This is a genomic window from Cognatishimia sp. (assembly GCF_964229375.1).
Classification (GTDB): Bacteria; Pseudomonadota; Alphaproteobacteria; order Rhodobacterales; family Rhodobacteraceae; genus Cognatishimia.
Genome location: NZ_CAXREH010000188.1, coordinates 10,960 through 27,552, shown reverse-complemented (window position 1 = coordinate 27,552; position 16,593 = coordinate 10,960). Strand labels below are relative to the sequence as shown.

Genomic DNA, 16,593 nt, shown 5'->3' with positions numbered 1-16,593 from the left:
GCGCTTCAGAGGGGCGCAGTGTTTTACCAAAGAACTGGTTGATCGTATGAAGGTTGATCGGCATCGCATAGACCTGATCGCGCACCTGTGCTTTGACCTGATGTCGGTACGGCATCATCTGGCAATGGGCGTTCATGAAGTCCCAGACATCTTCATCGTCAGTGTGAAAGATATGGGGGCCATAGACGTGCACCATGACACCTGTTTCGGTGTCTCTTTCAGTGTGACAATTGCCCGCCACGTGGTCGCGTTCGTCAATCACCGTACAGCGGTGTCCTGCCTGCGCAAGCCGCCGCGCAATGACCGCGCCTGTAAATCCGGCACCCACAATCAGAACTTGTTTTGCGTCAGGCATCTAGGCTTTCCTCGCGCAGCCGCGCTGCGAAACTGTTTGGGGGAAGGCTGGTGTTGGTTAGCCTGCGAAATGAGCTGTTCCAAAGATGGATGGTCTGCGCCTCTCTTGGGAGCGAGGCCAAAAACGCGTTAGCCTCTTGTAAGAAAGCGGACACCTCTCGGTAATCAACGGGATAGTGATAGGTGTAGTTGCGCACCGACGACTTCATCCGGTGTTTTCGGATATAGTAACTTAGCGCTATTGGTCCGTATTCGGCATAACGCGCGGCACCGGGATTGTAGGGTGCGCCGCCAAGGTTGCGCTTTACCTGATATCGCAGCCAGGGTGACAACCACGGAGGCATTTCGTAAGGCGCCGATGTGATGCGCACCAGATCTTGCAGAACGCGCGAGTCTGGCGGCATCCGCATAATCGCATTGCCCACCATCGCAGCATATGGGTTAAGCGATGCTCCAAACGGGCGCGGCCCTTCCCAGCCAAGAATAGTGGTCTGATCTGGATCAAGTGCGTGCAGGAAATACACATCCCAATCCACCCAAGTCCCCAGACCAAGCGACAAAAGCCGATACCGTAGCGCATCCGAAAACGGCGCCAAAGAGCCTGATTGTTCAGGTTGGGTAACACCGTCAAACAGGAAGATGTCGGCCTTGGGCGTGACCTCGTTTGCATCCTTGGCCGTCACACCACGCGGAAGGTCGGAGATCTCTCCATAGGCGTATGCGTGAACGCTGTGGCCGACCCTGACTGCGGACTTAAGGCACGCGCGCGTCACCCAATTCAGCGGACCCGGGTCCACAAAAGTCACCAATGGAGGGTCGCTGAGCATCAGGTGATCCCGGAAATGGCCGACTGAACCTTGGCCTCAAGTTGGCTTTCCCGAAGGTCGTTCAAGATGTCCGCCGTCACGTTCACCGCATCGCTAACCTGGGCCTTTGTATGTTCGGACGAAATGAAAAACCGAAGGCGGGCTTCGTTCATAGGGACGCCCGGAAAGGCAATAGGCAAGACGTTGAACCCTCGCTGCAAGAGTTCCTGGCTGGCGGCAAGCGCGAGCGCTGTGTGGCCAACGATCACAGGCACGATTGAGGACCCAATGCTAAAGCCCGTGTCCAGCCCAGCCTTTTGTGCAGCCTCAAGAAAGAATGCTCCGTTGTCTTGCAACTTGGCGACGCGGTCGGGCTCTTGCTCAAGAATAGTGAGAGACGTCAGTGCGGCGGCGGCCAGATTGGGCGCAAGGGCGACGGAATACACAGACCCTGGTGCTTCGTATTTCAGAATGTCGATGAGGGCGCGCGATCCGGCAATATAGCCACCCGTGGATCCAAGGGATTTGCTGAGCGTTCCCATCCAGATATCAACCGCCTGCCCCGGGATATCAAACACCTCGCGCACGCCTTTACCGGTTGGCCCGATGCAGCCCAGACCGTGTGCCTCATCCACCATAAGCCAAAAGCCGTACTTCGATTTCAGGTCAATCAGGCGTCGCAGATCTGGGATGTCGCCATCCATCGAATAATGGCCCTCAACGATCACCAAAGTCGCGCGATACTGCCCTGCGGTGTCCGCCAGAATGGTCTCTAGCGCGTCGAAATCATTATGGGCGAAACTGCGTCGCGCGGCACCAGACAGCTGAATGCCTACGGTTGCGCTGTTGTGGACGAAGGCGTCGGAAATAATCTGGTCGTTCTTGCCCACCAGTGTCGCAATCGTTGAGATATTCGTGGCGTGGCCCGACACAAAAGTCAGCGCATCCTCGACATCATAGTGGCGTGCCAAAGCCTCTTCCAATGCGCGGTGAACCGGGCGTTGCCCTGCTGTCAATCGGCTGGCAGAGGCAGAAACACCGAAAGTGTCAATCGCCTGCTTGGCGGCTTTTGCCGGACGTGGATCGGCATTCAGACCGATATAATCGTATGATCCAAAGTTGATGACGTCTTTCTGTTGGATCTGACTGACCGCACCGGGCCGCGTTGCAAGCTCTCGAAATGTCGGATCGCCAAGGTTTTGCAGGCGTCCAATGTCGCGCATCACCTGACGTTCTTTGTAGCCGGGCAGACTGTCAAAAGAAGGGCTGCGCACGATTTTGGTGGGCGTTTTTCGGCCAATGGCATCCTTCGCGGCACTGAGCGCGCGTGATCGTTCCTGCGCCGACAGTTGGGACTTGCGGCGCGTCACGATGAAGCCTCGGAGGAAGATGGGTTCATATGTTGTTGCTGAAGTTTTTGTTTCAGCTTGGAGGTGCTGCCACCTGCCGGGTTGTCTTCGCCTTGGTCTGACGCAGAATGAATATGTGATACAAACATCTCGGCGATCTTTTCAATGCTGACCTCGTCTGCAAGCGTGGGCACCGGCAAGTCATCTCCAAGTGCCGCTTGTGCTGCCAATCCCATTTCGACCCCCATCAGCGAGTCCATTCCATATTCCGACAGCGGACGCGCGGGCGATAGATTGGCTTCTTGCACGCGCAAGATCGTGGCCACTTCGGCTTTCAGGAATGCGACAGCGCGTTTTACGGCTTTGGCATAGGGAAGCGCCTGTAATTCTGCGCGCAGATCGCCCATGTCTCGCCCTTTGGAAGAACGGTCTGCAAGCTGTTTCAGGGCCTCGTGAGTTGGCCTCGCAAGCACTTTCAGGGCCGCGGCGCTGGGGCCCCATTTCATCGGTGTGACGCTGACGCAGGCACCAGGGATTGGCGCGCTTAGCAGACGTCCCAACGCATGCAGAAGGCTTGTGGATTGAAACGGCACATTGCCCGACACCTGTGCAAGCATGCGCGCAAGTTTTTCATCGCGCGTCACATATCCTGCGTCGGTCACAGCCCCCCAGCCGATCGCCAATGCCGGCAATCCCAGTGCATGGCGGTTCTTGATCAGAGCGTCCTGGTAGGCGTTGGCCGCAACATAGGCCGCTTGGCCGTGGTTGCCAATCAATGTGGCCAACGAGGTGAAGGCGACAAAAGCCTGCAGATTGTCCTTGCGCGTCAACTGGTCAAGGTTCGCAAGGCCCGTGGTTTTGACAGGCAGCGTACGGGCAAGCGATGCATGCGAGAGGTCATGCAACGGTTGATCTTCGAGAACCATCGCGGAATGGAAGATACTGGCGATTGGGGCGGCTTCCCGAAGATCGCCTAACGTTTCCTCAAGTGCTTCGGCCTGCGCGATGTCACAGGCGATGGTGCGAATATCGACGCCTTTGGCGTGCAGCAAGCTCAACACTGGCTCTGCCTCTGCTCCGGCGGTTCCTGAGCGTCCAAGCAGCGCAATGCGCGTTGCGCCGCGCGCCGACAGCCAGTCTGCCACTTCCAGACCAAGCCCGCCGAGCCCGCCGGCTATAACGTGCCATCCCGAAGGATCGGCCATGAAGGTATCATTGGCGGACAAGGGGTTAGATTGAGAAACCTGGCGCTTTGGCGCGATTACGATTTTTCCGATAGGCCCGGAGCGCTGCATCAGGCGGAACGCATCAACCGTCTGATCCGCTTCAAATTTTGTATAGGGCAAGGTCGGATAGTCGCCGCTTGTGAGGCCCTCGACGACCTCGGCAAAGACCCGTCGCGCGGCCTTCGGGCGATCGGCCAGAAAGCTGTCTATGTCGACACCGAAATAAGAAACATTGTCTTTCAGTGCCCGCAATCCGACATGCGTGTTTGCATAGTAATCCTGTTTGCCAAGCTCTAGAAAACGACCGTAGGGCCGCAGCAATCCCAGACTGTCCGACATCGCTTGTCCGGCCAGCGAGTTCAGGACGACATCGACGCCCTTGCCATCGGTGATCCTACGAACGACTTGCACGAATGAAGCATCGCGAGAGGACAGCACGTGATCTACATCAAGCTCTTTCAGGAGCTGTTGTTTCACAGGACTGCCTGCCGTCGCGATTATACGGGCCCCGGCTTTCTGAGCGACCGCAATGGCCGCCAGACCGACGCCCCCTGCTCCACCATGGATCAGTACCGTGTCATCGGCGTCTAACCGGGCCAATGTCATAAGCGCATAATGCGCCGTGAAATACGCCACAGGTAACGCGGCCGCGTCCTGCGCTGGGATGCCTTCGGGTAATGCTGCGACCCAAGCCTGATCGCTGATGAGGTGAGAGGCAAAGCACGAAGGTCCAAAAGCAAGTACGGATTGGCCAACCTTCAGGTCGCTGACGTCTCGGCCTATTCGGCTAACGTGACCTGCGCATTCTAGCCCAAGCGTGGGGCCGGCAAAGCCATTTTCCAGTGCTTCTTCTGGCAAAAGCCCCATAGCCCACATGACATCACGATAGTTTAGTCCCGTTGCGGCCACTTCAACTTCGACTTCCTGTGGTGCCAGTTCACGGCGCGGCCGCGCTGTCCAGCTGAGCTTGGCCAAACCGCCGGACACTGCACGTTCCAGATATGTCTCAAGCGGCACGGTTGATATCTCATTGCTGTCTGTCAGCGGTGGTAAACCCTGTCTGACCCGCAAAGCCTTGGGACCGGATGGGTACAGAATGACTTCGGGTTCTTGCGCCAACGTGTCCAACGCGGCCTCCAGATTGGCGCGTTTTTCTGTCCAGTCGCAGTCTGTCAGTGCTGCCGTGTCCAGTGCCTGAATTGGCAGGTCGGGGTGCTCGTTGGCAATTGTGCGCAACATCGCCCAAAGCGCGTGTTGATTGGGATCTGGGGTCGCACCGTCGGAATACTGTGCGCCTTTTGGCAGAATTGCGATCAGGCCACGTTTGGCTGCGGCACATGTTGCCGCAATATCTCGCAAGCACAGGATTTCGTTAGCCAAGCTGTGCGTATCCGGTGCCTTGGGCCCTAAAACAAGGACCGGGGCATCCTGATCCGCTGGCTCTATGTGCACAAGAGGGCCGGACGTTCGTGTCACCTGACCAAATCTATCCGACCAGATGTCTTCCCAGCAACTTGGCGTCTCTGAGGTTTCGTCCATGATCGGGTCTTGCACGGCGTCTGATGGTTTTTGGCAAAAATAAATCTCGCCACCACCGGAACTGTCTGGAATTTGCAATGTGTGGCAGATGTTTAGCCCCAAACGAGCAACCGCCTGTTTCGTCTGTTCCGCCGTAGCCGTGGTGAGGTCTGTTGCACTATCAAGCGCGACAAGCGCCATGCGAAGCGCGGGCGGCGCGGCGCGCAGGATGGCCAGATGCCCTCCCGACTTCAGGCCTTCGGAAACAAGTGTATCAAATTCGGCAGTCGCGAATTTCTCTGGCTCGGTCGTGAGCATGACATCAAACACGAGCGCGTCCTCTGGCGTTGATTTGATGACATCATGGGGCGCATCAACAGCGTCACCCGCTGCGCAGAGGTGGTGGCGTTTAACTGTGGCACCTGAATGTGATGCCGCGTTGTGGCAGACGATGGCATTTCCAATCGTCGCCAGTCTGCCGCGTGCCGTGCTTGGGAACTGTTTGGCCAAGACATCCGACACAGCCGTCAACAGACCCGTCGCCGTTGGTTCAAACGTGGCCAGCTCATTGGCGACATGATGGCCGAACAGACGCGTTATATGGTCGTCGCTCTCGATATCCTGCGTCAGGAATTCTGTGATTGCAGACGGCAGGCGCATCAACACCGACAGTTCTGAAATCAGATCAGACCTTTCCTCGAGCAAAGCAAAGGCAATGGTCGCTGCGTCCGGCAGATCGCAAGTTTCCGCGATGATCCAATGGCCCGTCTCTGTGGCTGGCTCTGCAAGATCCATGGACTGCAGCATGTCCAACCAACGCCGCTCCGCATGATCAAATCCATCGCGTAAGGAAAAGACGCCACCTTTGCCCGCGCATTCGCTGAACGCGGTCCAAATCGACTGATGGGTGGCCGCATTCATCAAGAGGAACGCATCACTTTCATCGTGACCTGCGTCCACAGCGGACTCAAACGCCGATTGCAGTCGTGCCAAGTCCACAGCAGGCAGCGCAGGTAAAGGTTGCGCAGGCTCTACGCCAAAATGATAGGCGTGCTCAGCAAAAGAAATCTTGGGTGTCACCGACACAGCCTGAAGCCTCAGCCCCTCGATACCGAGCGCCACGCGCCCCTTAGCGTCAAATGCTGTGACGTCGACAAGCACCGATTGCGTGCCTCGGCGTCGGATCGTCAAATGTCCTTTGGATAGGCGCGCACCTGGCAAATAAACCTGAAGACGCGCCATGCGAACTGGCAACAACGCCAATCCGTCCAAATCAAAATGGGAATTCGTAAAGGCATTGATAAGGCAGTGTAAAATGCAATCCAACTGAACCGGATCAAACCCTTGGATCTGAACGTCGTCGGTCAAGCCAATTCCATCTTTCAGATCTGCATAAACCTCGTCGCCTACGTGTTTGGCTTTGCTTAACCCCTGAAAACTTGGTCCGTAATTCAGCCCAACCCTGCGAGAATTCCGATAGGTTCCCAAGGCGATGTTGTCGCTTTCCAGAATGGGGTCTGGCGGGAAAATAGAAGACGCTTTGGGCTGGGATGAGAGGACAGAAAAACTCGCCCTTAGATGATCGCGAAAAACGTCGTCACTCAGACGCGCGCGCGATTGCACCGAGATCGTCCCCGTCTCGATCATCGCGTTGCTTTGCACCTCAACGCCCATGCCGCCAGACAGAACCATCGGCGCAATCAGATCGATGTTATGCAGCTCAACCGGCTTGCCTTTCGCCGCATGACATGCCGCGGCATAGGCCATTTCCGCCAGCGCCATACCAGGGAGTATGGATGCGTCCGCAACCTTGTGGTCCTGCAGTGCTGGCAGGATTTGATCATCCAGATCGCGGCGCCATTGCGAGTTATCGGTGCTGGTCGGGCGACCAAGCAAGGAATGATAGGCTGGATTGGTTCCCAGCGACTGTGTAATGGCCTTGCTATCTACCGAACGGATCTCTGTGTTCTGCCACGGATAATGCGGCAAACGCGCGCCCGTTTGCGTAGGGCGCGCAAAGTATAGGCCCTCGTCATGCGCAACACCCTTCAAGATGGCGAAAAGCGCAGCGCGGGCCATTGGATTGACATCCTTTGGATCCGACTTGGCGAGCGTGTGGCCGACCGAGACATCCCCGCCCCCTTGCTTTTGCACTGTTGCTGCGATGTAGCTTGTGAGGACAGGTTGCGCGCCCACCTCAAGAACCGACTTGAAGCCCGCCTCCAACGCCGCCCCAACCGCTGCGCCAAATTGCACCGGATTGCGAATATTGCGCCACCAATAGTCAATCGTAAGGTCCGCCCAATTCAGCTTTGCGCCCTCGGTGCTGGAGAAAAAGGGAACGTCGCTCGAGGTCAACGCCAGCCCCGCGAGGGCATCGTGCAGCTCTTGTTCGTAAGGTTCCAGTTGAGCGCTGTGATACGGGTAGTTGATCGGCAGCAGGATACAGGCCAGCCGATGTTGGCGTTTCACCCATTTCGAGAATGCCTGCAGCAGATCCACTGGCCCCACTAAGGTCACGCTTGTCGGGCTGTTTACCGCTGCAATTTCAATCGGGTACTCAGTTGGAGGATTTTCTTGACTAAACCCGTCAATCAGCGTTTGCGCGTGGTCTGCATCGGTTTGAAAGGCCGCCATGGTGCCTTTGTTGATCAGTTTTGACTGAGGTTTGCTGCGACTGACAACCAGTGACACGGCTTGCGGCAGATCCAGAATGCCCGCGGCCCAAGCGGCGGCGACTTCGCCCGCACTGTGGCCGACCACCGCAGCAGGTTTTATGCCCCGTTGCGCCAAGGCATGAGTCTGCGCGGCTTGATCTGCAAACAGCAAGCTTTGCGCAACAAGGCAGTCCTCGAAATCCGCATCGGTGAGACCGTCTTGAAGTTTTTGGATTAACGACCATCCGGTGTGCGCCTGAAATTCCCTGTCGATGCGGTGATACATCTCGCGAAAGTCCGCGTCCTGTTCAAAGGCCTGCAGGCTCATGCCATTGTGTTGCGCACCATTGCCGGAATAGGCGAAAACCGTGGGTTCCGATCTGGATTTCGCTTCAGCCGTCACGACATGCGGATGTTTTTCACCGCGCGCAAAGGCGGCCAGCGCGTCAGATGTCAGTTCTGCAGACCCGGCCAACACGCCCAGACGTTTGGGGTAAAGGCCTCGACCGTGCCACAGCCGATCCGGCATACCGCCCGGTTCTAAGTCTGTGACCGAAAGGTGCGTAGCAAAACTGTCCGCCTGCGCCGCAAGTGATGCATCGCAGAACGCGGAGGTCACAAAAATCCGCTCGCGACCGCTTGGTGCGTCAGGTGGTTTGTTGGCCCGAGGAGTTACTTTCTGCAGAACACAGTGCCCGTTCACTCCGCCAAAGCCGAAGGAACTAACCCCCGCGATCATCGGCTTTGTTGGATCAAAAGCGATCGTGTCTCGTGCGAGCAGCAGGTTCTCTTCCTCAAAGTTAATATGAGGGTTCAACTCATCTGCGTGCAGAGACGGTGGCAGACGGCAGTCTTCAAATGCAATCAGTGTTTTCAGAACGCCCACAAGCCCCGAGGCAGGCTCTAAGTGGCCCACGTTTGATTTCACGGATCCCATGGGCAGAACATCCGTCCGCTTGCGGGCAAGCGCGCGTCCTAATGCATGTGCCTCGATGGGGTCGCCGACCAGTGTTCCTGTGCCGTGGGCCTCGATAAAGGACAGGCTATCTGCGGAGACGTCGAGAGACGTGTAAAGGCCTTCCAGCAACGCACTTTGCCCCTGCGCGCTTGGCAGAGCGACATTCATAGTAAAACCGTCGGAATTCGTGTCGCTGCCGATCAATTTCGCTCTGGCGCGCGCCGGTGTTTTTGTATCGCGCTGCAAAACAATCGCGACACAGCCCTCGCCCCTTACGTACCCGTCTGCTTTAGCTGAAAAGGACTGACAGAGGCCTTTTTCCGACAACATCCGCGCGGCGGAAAACCCGACGAAGCTGCTGGGGTTCAGCAACACATTCACACCGGCCACGATTGCAGTATCGATCCGCCCGCTCTCTAGCGCCTGTCGCGCCTGATCCAGCGCGACCATTGCCGAGGAACACGCTGTGTCCACGGTGAAACTTGGCCCGCGCAAATCAAACGCATGCGAAATCCGGTTGGACACAAGCGACAAGGTGTTGCCGGTCATCAGATAGCTGTCAGCCAGCGAAGCGTCGCCGCCAAGGATCGTGGCGTGATCCATGCTGGAGGCACCGACAAAGACGCCTACGTCCTGACCCGCCAGCTTTTGCGGATCTAAATGTGCATCCTCTAGCGCCTCCCAAACCACTTGCAACAAGAGCCGTTGCTGCGGGTCCATCTGATGGGCCTCACGAGGCGAGATATTGAAGACCGCAAGATCAAAACCCCAGATGTCATCAAGCACACCTGCGGCAAAGGAGTAAGACTTGCCCTTTGTCCCGGGCGACGGGTGATAGAACAGATCGTGCTGCCACCTATCTTGGGGGATCGACGAAACCGCACAACGGCCCTCATTCAACAGACGCCTGAAGTCTTCGACAGTCTGCGCGCCGGGCAGCCGACAGGATTGGCCGGTGATATAGGTCGTTGGGCGCATGTGGTTATCCGATGGCGCCAGGGTCTGACTGGTGCGCAAGCCACTTATGCTGTCCATTCACCGCCATCATCGATTTAACAAGGTCCACTTGCACTTAACCATTTATCTTCAATCCTGATCAGTGTTTACAATACGTGTATGAACTAATTGGGGAACCCCTTTAGTTAATAAATTGCTAAAGTGTTTCGGCAAGGCTTGGGGGTCGCGATTGCTAGATTTTTGCTCTTGGATGCTTGGAAACGGAGCACGGTGTGAAACAACTTAGAACCCAATTTCGAGTTGTGTTCGCATTGGTGCTGCGCGAGGCGCGGGTCCGTCACGGGCGCACCCGGATTGGGTATCTTTGGGCGATTATCGAACCTGTTCTGTTGACCACAATCCTCACGGTTCTCTTCACGCAGTTTCGCACCGATTCACCTATGGAAGGTGGCTTTGCACTGTTTTTCGCAACTGGCGTTCTGGCTTTTCAGGCCTACAGAAATCCGTCCCAATATGTGAGTGGCGCATTCGATCAGAACCAACAATTGTTCAACTATCCATTGGTTAAACCCATGGATGCAGCCTATGCGCGGATGCTGTTGGACGTTGCGACAAACCTGTTCGTCATGTTCCTTGTATTAAGCTTTCAGGTCATCGTGTTCGATGCGCCGCTGCCTGCGGATGTGCCTCGCATGTCTTTGGCCCTGTTTTTATTGTTCGCGATGTCCTTTGGAGCCGGAACGTCTCTGGCGGTTTTGCGCAGGTTCTGGCCATCCATGATTAACGTCTATCTCGTCATTATGGGGCCTGCGTTTTTCGTTTCGTGCGTTTTCTTTTCGCTTGATAGTGTCCCCACTTTTTACCGAGAAATTCTGGCCATTAACCCTCTCGTTCATGGCGTTGAAGGGTTTCGTGCGGGGTATTATTCAATTTATCCTGATTCCGATCTGAATATGCTCTATTTATTTGGCTGGGTCGTTGTTCTGAATTGCTTTGGGCTGGTTGGGGAATGGTTGACGAGATTCAAGAACATATGATCGAGCTCCTGAATGTCTCCAAGACATACAGGCTGAAAAGCGGACGTAAGACGGTGCTTAACGGGGTGACCACCCGCCTGCCGTGGAAGAACACCGCAATTCTCGGACGCAATGGGGCTGGTAAATCAACCTTTCTGCGATTGATCTCGGGGATCGAAGAGCCGGATTCCGGAATTGTCCGGCGAAACAAGAGCTTCTCTTGGCCGATTGGATTTCGAGGCAGTTTCAGCCCTGCCCTAAGCGGTTTGGAGAACGTGCGTTTCGTGGCGCGGATTTACGGACAGAACACAGAAGAACTGGTGGATAAGGTCGAAGATTTCGCCGAACTTGGCGACTTTTTTTACGAGCCTGTCAGAACCTACTCCTCTGGTATGGGCGCGCGTCTGGCGTTCGGTTTGAGCATGGCGATCAAGTTCGAAGTGTTTCTGGTGGACGAAGTTATGGCCGTTGGCGATGCTAAGTTTCAAGCCAAGTCCAAAGCCGCTTTCAAAGCAATGCTGCCGACATCCCGCATTATCATGGTGTCACATTCCATGCAGTCTTTGCTGGAATACTGCGAATGTGGTTTGGTCATCGAAGACGGCAGAATGACGTACTATAATGACGTGAAAGACGCTATTAAACGTTATCATGAACTTAACGCATGACGTGCCACAGCAAAGCTAGGCATTGCCTGCATCATCAGTAACCGACTAAGGTGGCGACAACACCGCACGAGGAAGCGCCGGATGGACCCTAAAGTGGCCCCACAGCAAGAAAAAAAACCGGCAGAGGCTCCGGCGCCGAATGTGCATGTTCTGAACGCATCGGAAGTGCAAAAACGCTCCTATACCGCGCAAAGGCGGCGGCGACGCTTGACGCTCGCGAGCTTTGTGTTGCTGGTTTTGGCCCCCTTAGCTGCAGTCATTTATTATTACACTACGCTGGCTGCAGATCGCTATGCGGTTGAAACGAAGTTTGCCATCCGGTCGGTGTCTGGTGCGGCTCCGACGGACTTTTTGGGCATCGTGTCCTCGGTTTCCTCGGCGACATCGACGACATCAGACAGCTATATTGTGGTCGACTTTATCGAAAGCCGCGACCTGGTAGATCGTCTCAACGAGCGCCTGGACCTTGTTGCCATCTATAATCATCCGAACGCGGATGTCTTGACCCGCCTTGATCCAGAGAAATCGATTGAAGACGTGGTAAGCTATCTGCAGCGGATGGTGTCTGTGTACTACGATACCTCTTCGCAGATCATAACGCTTAAGGTGCAAGCCTTCACGCCCGAAGATGCCACGCGCGTGTCCGCGGCGATTTTGGAAATCTGTGATGCCCTAGTGAACGAGATTTCGGAACGCGAACGTCAGGATGCCATGCGCAGTGCCGAGAAGGAACTCGCGCGGGTTGAAGTAAAGCTTGATGAACACCGCAAGGCGCTGACTGCATTTCGTCAATCGCAACAAGACATCGACCCAGCCGCATCAGCAGGCGCGCAAATCCAACTGTTGGGCGAATTGGAAGGTCGGCTCGCGGATGCGCAGGCGCGCTTGGCGTCTTTAACCGGCTTCCTTGACAGCGACGCCCCTAGTGTTCGCATCCTTCAAAGCCAAATTTCAGCGATCGAACAACAGCTTGAAACCCAGCGCAATCGCCTTGGCAGCGGACTCACATCAACCTCTGATACTGGTGACAACACAAGCGGGATTGGCAATGACACATTGACCGAACGCGTTGGCACCTACGAAGATCTCGCGGTTGACCTTCAGTTTCTTCAGCAAGCCTATGTGACGGCTTTGACGTCTCGGGAAGCTGCCCGAATAGAGGCAGACCGTGCACAGCGCTATTTGACCGCATTCGTGAAACCCGCAGTGCCCGAGCGGTCCTTATATCCCAAACGGGTCCAGAATATCCTTATATTTGCAGGGTTCGCACTTATGCTGTGGGGCATCGCTGTGATGATAGTTTACGTAATTCGCGAGCATAGTTCCTAATGAATCTTGTCAGAGTTCCGCGCCGCACCTTTGGCGCATTGGTCGCGCTTCTCGCTTTTGGAGGGCTTGCCGCCTGTAGCCTGCCCACGCAAGGCCCCTCGGCAGAAGACATCGTAACTCAGAGTGCAGAGGGCAAAGGATATGAGCTGGTTCCGATCACGGCAAAGATCGCCAATCGCATGTCCGAGACCTATTCGCGCGGCTTCTCTAAGGCCTTTCTAGACGCTCCAATTCAGACCACAAGCAGTCGGCTTGGAATGGGCGATGCCGTCGCAATTCGGATTTTCGAAGCTGGCGGCGGCGGGCTGTTTAGCAATAGCGACGGCACCGTGTCTATTCCTCGGATCGTCGTGTCACCAACCGGAACGATCTCGATCCCTTATGTGCCAAATATCCGCGCGTTGGACCGGACACCCAAAGAAATAGAAGAGCAAATCGTGGAAGCGCTGTCTGGCAAAGCGCTAGAGCCCCAGGTGATCGTCACCCTTGCACAAGACGACAACAATACGGTGACAATCCAGGGCGCCGTCGCCCGCCCTGCCCGCGTTCCACTGCGTGTTGGCGGAAACCGCCTGTCCGAAGTGTTCGTCGCCTCGGGTGGCCCGCGCTTTCCAGCCCATCAGGTCGAGGTGTCTGTAACGCGCGATGGTGTGACCTCGACCGCCTCGATGCAGCGCATCCTGGAAGACCCACGCCAGAATATTGCGTTGAGGTCCGGCGATATTATCACCGCCAACCACAAACCACGCAGTTTTACGATTATGGGGTCGGTTAACCGTCCGGCGCACTTCCCGTTTGAAAAAGAAAATCTCTCCATCATGGAAGCGGTTGGTCGCGCGAGCGGCCTCTTGGATCAACGCGCGGACGCCACCTCTGTGTTTTTGTTCCGCCGGGAGTCGTCGCGGACTTTGCGTTCTTACGGGCTTACGGCGTCGGACTGGTGGCGCAAGGAAAAGCGCGGTGTTCCAACCGTTTACTGGTTGGATCTGTCTCAGCCAGAGGCCCTGTTTCACGCGCAAACCGCGCCCATGCGAAATGGCGACCTAATCTACGTGGCGAATGCAGATAGCGTAGAACTTGGCAAAGCCCTGTCGATATTTGGTCTCGCGCTCAGCACCACCAATAGCGCTATTACTGTTGCGGAATAAATTTGGGTGTATTGTGGTCTGGCTGCCTTTCTTTCTGACAAATTTAGGGGTTCGCCCCAGAAATGTGTGTTCGAAATATCCTCTTTTCTGTGTGGCAAAAGAAGTCTCTTGCGACGTGAAATCGTGAGTGTTTGATTGATGTACGAGAAGCTCACCACAGTCTTCTTATCGTGAGTGTTTAACGGTCAAAGTCATGAGGCAATCGTGAAGGCAGGTTTCCGAGATATTTGGGATGAGGTTGCCCGCGTTCAGTTGCAAGGGCCAACACTGAATGATGCGGGCATCAAGAAATCGATGAGCCGCTTATATGAAATCTGTGAAGACATCCCCAAACCACAGCGGCGCGCCCATCTGGATGTTGTCAACGACCTCGGAGACTCGTTACTGAACGAACAACAAAACCTGCGTGCCAATCGTGTGCCTTCGGGCGAGCCTATTCCACCGATATCAGAGACCGCAAAGCCTGGCATAAGCCTCGTGACATGCAGCATGAACCGATCAGAAAACCTTCTGAAAGCGCTGCAAAGTTGGCTGCCGCATGACAACATCAGCGAGATAATTATTGTCGACTGGGGCTCAGATACGCCCGTTCAGCGCTCGCTTGATGACGAAGGTATTGTTGATCCGCGCATACGCATCATTAGAGCGCCGGACGAAACCCGTTGGGTCTTGTCTTATGCCTTCAATTTGGGCTTTCGGTTTGCTCGGTTTGACAAAGTGCTGAAAGTGGATGCTGACATTGTGCTATCCAGTCAGTTTTTTGATGAAAATCGCCTGCATGAAGGACAGTTCATTGCGGGCAATTGGCGGGAAGTCGAAGAAGAGCAGAAACATGTGAATGGGTTCTTTTTCGTTCATAAGTCAAACCTAGCGCGGATTGGTGGGTTCAACGAATTCATCACGACTTACGGGTGGGACGATGACGATCTCTATGAACGTCTGGGATCAAGCGGACTGGTCCGGCGCAACGTTTCGGGTGGATCTATCTTCCATCTTGACCACTCGGATTCCGAACGCTCCGAAGACATGCAACAGACTTCGGGGGCTTGCTCTGCAATCACCGACATTAAAAACCGTACCTTATACAAAGTCCGCCGAAACAGGTTTATCGCCAGTGTGATGCCCGTCTGGACGCACGGCCAGGATTGCACACCATTGCCAATGCTGCACCGCATGTCTAACGACGGCATAACGCTTGCGTACAAAGCTGCACACGCGTTGTCTGGCGTGTCCTCGCGGATCGAGGAAGATGCTGATTTTCATGCAATGGCAGAAATCGCTTCCTGGGAAATTAATCCACGAATTCAAAGTCTGGATCCAACTCCGCTCGTGGATCTTTTGTCTAAACCACTGGCTGACATAACCAAATTGCACGTTGAGCTGGCGCATAGTACAAAACCAGATGTGCTGAGGGAGGACATGGATTTTCTGGTGATCCATGTTGACGACAAAGAGCTCGTTGATCCCTCCGCCAAAGAAAGCGGCGCTTTTTTTCAGTTCGTGCGAGACATGAAACGTGCTGGATGGCAACCGGTGATCAAATTGCGGCTGCCTTTTGAATTAGACTACACAAATTCAAACTTGCGCGATTTCCCTATCCTCGAAGCTGGACAGGAAATCGGATTGCTGGACACGATTTCGATGGACGTATTGCGAGACCGGAAAAATACAGCGCGCCGTGGAGACAGGTGCATAACGCTAGCGCGAGACTTGTTTGCTTACCCTAGTCCTTTGACGTCACCACAGGTGTCGGTCCCAAAGCGCAAGGTGTTTATAGATGCGCAGCACGGGCTGGGAAACCGGCTACGCGCGATTGGGTCTGCGGCCGCGGTCGCTGCTAGTGTCGACCGTGAGTTGGTGATCGTTTGGCAACCTGACTCACACTGCGAAGGCAAATTTTCGGATATATTCGCGTATGATGGCGCTGTCGAAGAGCGCTCTCTTTCCGACCGAAGGTCTACACGGCGGACTCAGTTTTATAACTATATGGAAATCGAGGATGGCGCAGAAAAAGACGCGCCGATTGTCATAGATCCTGACCGTGACCTCTATGTTCGATCTGCCTATGTTTTGAACACACCGTTGGCGGGTTGGGACGATGAAAACAGGTTTATTCAAGAGTTGACACCCGTTGCCGAAGTGCGCGCCCTTATAGATCGTGTGCGCACTCCAAACGACGTCAGCGCGCACGTCAGAATGGTAGGCGGATCAGGCTTTGAACATCTGGAATATGAATCTCTTGATCACTGGTCTGAGGAAAGCCACGCGGAAACCGGAAAATGGCGGAAACGCAGTCATTATTCGCATTTTCTGAAGCGCATCGATACGCTGATTGAAACCGGGGATGCAGATCGCATTTTCCTCGCTGCTGACAAGCCGGAAACTTATATCGCATTTCAAGAAGTATATGGCGATCGCGTTGCGTATTTGGAACGTCACCTCTACGACAGATCTGTTGAGCAACTTCAATATGCATTGGCAGATGCGATATTGCTGGGATCTTCACCGCTACTTCTTGGTTCGACATGGAGTTCATTTACAGAGCTTGCTATGAGACTTTCCAAGGCAAAGATGAAAAATGAAATGAGCGGGAGGGATTTTTGAGCC

Annotated in this window: 9 protein-coding genes; 5 read left to right on the top strand and 4 right to left on the bottom strand. The window is 55.0% G+C overall.

Going from position 1 to position 16,593, the window contains the following annotated elements:
- The 4 genes from ACEQWH_RS14035 to ACEQWH_RS14020 form a co-directional block, all read right to left on the bottom strand.
- Nucleotides 1-355 (bottom strand): FAD-dependent oxidoreductase (locus tag ACEQWH_RS14035; RefSeq protein WP_370231854.1); only part of this gene is annotated, 355 nt, incomplete at its 3' end.
- Nucleotides 348-1,181: a hypothetical protein gene (locus ACEQWH_RS14030; protein WP_370231853.1), complete on the bottom strand. Its 834-nt coding sequence runs from the start codon at nt 1,179-1,181 to the stop codon at nt 348-350. The genes ACEQWH_RS14030 and ACEQWH_RS14035, both read right to left, overlap by 8 nt.
- Entirely contained in the window at nt 1,181-2,530 is a 1,350-nt protein-coding gene (locus ACEQWH_RS14025; RefSeq protein WP_370231851.1) for an aminotransferase class I/II-fold pyridoxal phosphate-dependent enzyme, read from the bottom strand. Before ACEQWH_RS14025 ends, ACEQWH_RS14030 begins: the two co-directional genes overlap by 1 nt.
- Complete coding sequence (locus tag ACEQWH_RS14020; protein ID WP_370231849.1) at nt 2,527-9,903, bottom strand: SDR family NAD(P)-dependent oxidoreductase; 7,377 nt, start codon at nt 9,901-9,903, stop codon at nt 2,527-2,529. Before ACEQWH_RS14020 ends, ACEQWH_RS14025 begins: the two co-directional genes overlap by 4 nt.
- A 194-nt stretch (nt 9,904-10,097) precedes the next feature.
- On the opposite strand from ACEQWH_RS14020, the gene ACEQWH_RS14015 reads away from it, so the two are divergent.
- From ACEQWH_RS14015 to ACEQWH_RS13995, 5 genes are all read left to right on the top strand, one after another.
- On the top strand, nt 10,098-10,862 hold the full coding sequence (locus ACEQWH_RS14015; protein WP_370231848.1) for an ABC transporter permease: 765 nt from the start codon (nt 10,098-10,100) through the stop codon (nt 10,860-10,862).
- A complete protein-coding gene (locus ACEQWH_RS14010; RefSeq protein WP_370231846.1) occupies nt 10,859-11,509 on the top strand; it encodes an ABC transporter ATP-binding protein in 651 nt (216 codons plus the stop codon). Before ACEQWH_RS14015 ends, ACEQWH_RS14010 begins: the two co-directional genes overlap by 4 nt.
- A gap of 81 nt (nt 11,510-11,590) precedes the next feature.
- Complete coding sequence (locus ACEQWH_RS14005; RefSeq protein ID WP_370231844.1) at nt 11,591-12,838, top strand: hypothetical protein; 1,248 nt, start codon at nt 11,591-11,593, stop codon at nt 12,836-12,838.
- Nucleotides 12,838-13,986, top strand: coding sequence for a polysaccharide biosynthesis/export family protein (locus ACEQWH_RS14000; RefSeq protein WP_370231842.1), 1,149 nt, complete (start codon nt 12,838-12,840; stop codon nt 13,984-13,986). The genes ACEQWH_RS14005 and ACEQWH_RS14000 overlap by 1 nt, the downstream gene beginning before the upstream one ends.
- A gap of 204 nt (nt 13,987-14,190) precedes the next feature.
- A complete protein-coding gene (locus tag ACEQWH_RS13995) occupies nt 14,191-16,590 on the top strand; it encodes a glycosyltransferase family 2 protein (protein ID WP_370231840.1) in 2,400 nt (799 codons plus the stop codon).
- The last annotated feature ends 3 nt before the right edge of the window (nt 16,591-16,593 follow it).

Coding starts and splice junctions, on each gene's coding strand:
- ACEQWH_RS14020 (WP_370231849.1), bottom strand. CDS start 9,903: ATGGACAGCATAAGTGGCTTGCGCACCAGTCAGACCCTGGCGCCATCG.
- ACEQWH_RS14005 (WP_370231844.1), top strand. CDS start 11,591: ATGGACCCTAAAGTGGCCCCACAGCAAGAAAAAAAACCGGCAGAGGCT.
- ACEQWH_RS14030 (WP_370231853.1), bottom strand. CDS start 1,181: ATGCTCAGCGACCCTCCATTGGTGACTTTTGTGGACCCGGGTCCGCTG.
- ACEQWH_RS14000 (WP_370231842.1), top strand. CDS start 12,838: ATGAATCTTGTCAGAGTTCCGCGCCGCACCTTTGGCGCATTGGTCGCG.
- ACEQWH_RS14010 (WP_370231846.1), top strand. CDS start 10,859: ATGATCGAGCTCCTGAATGTCTCCAAGACATACAGGCTGAAAAGCGGA.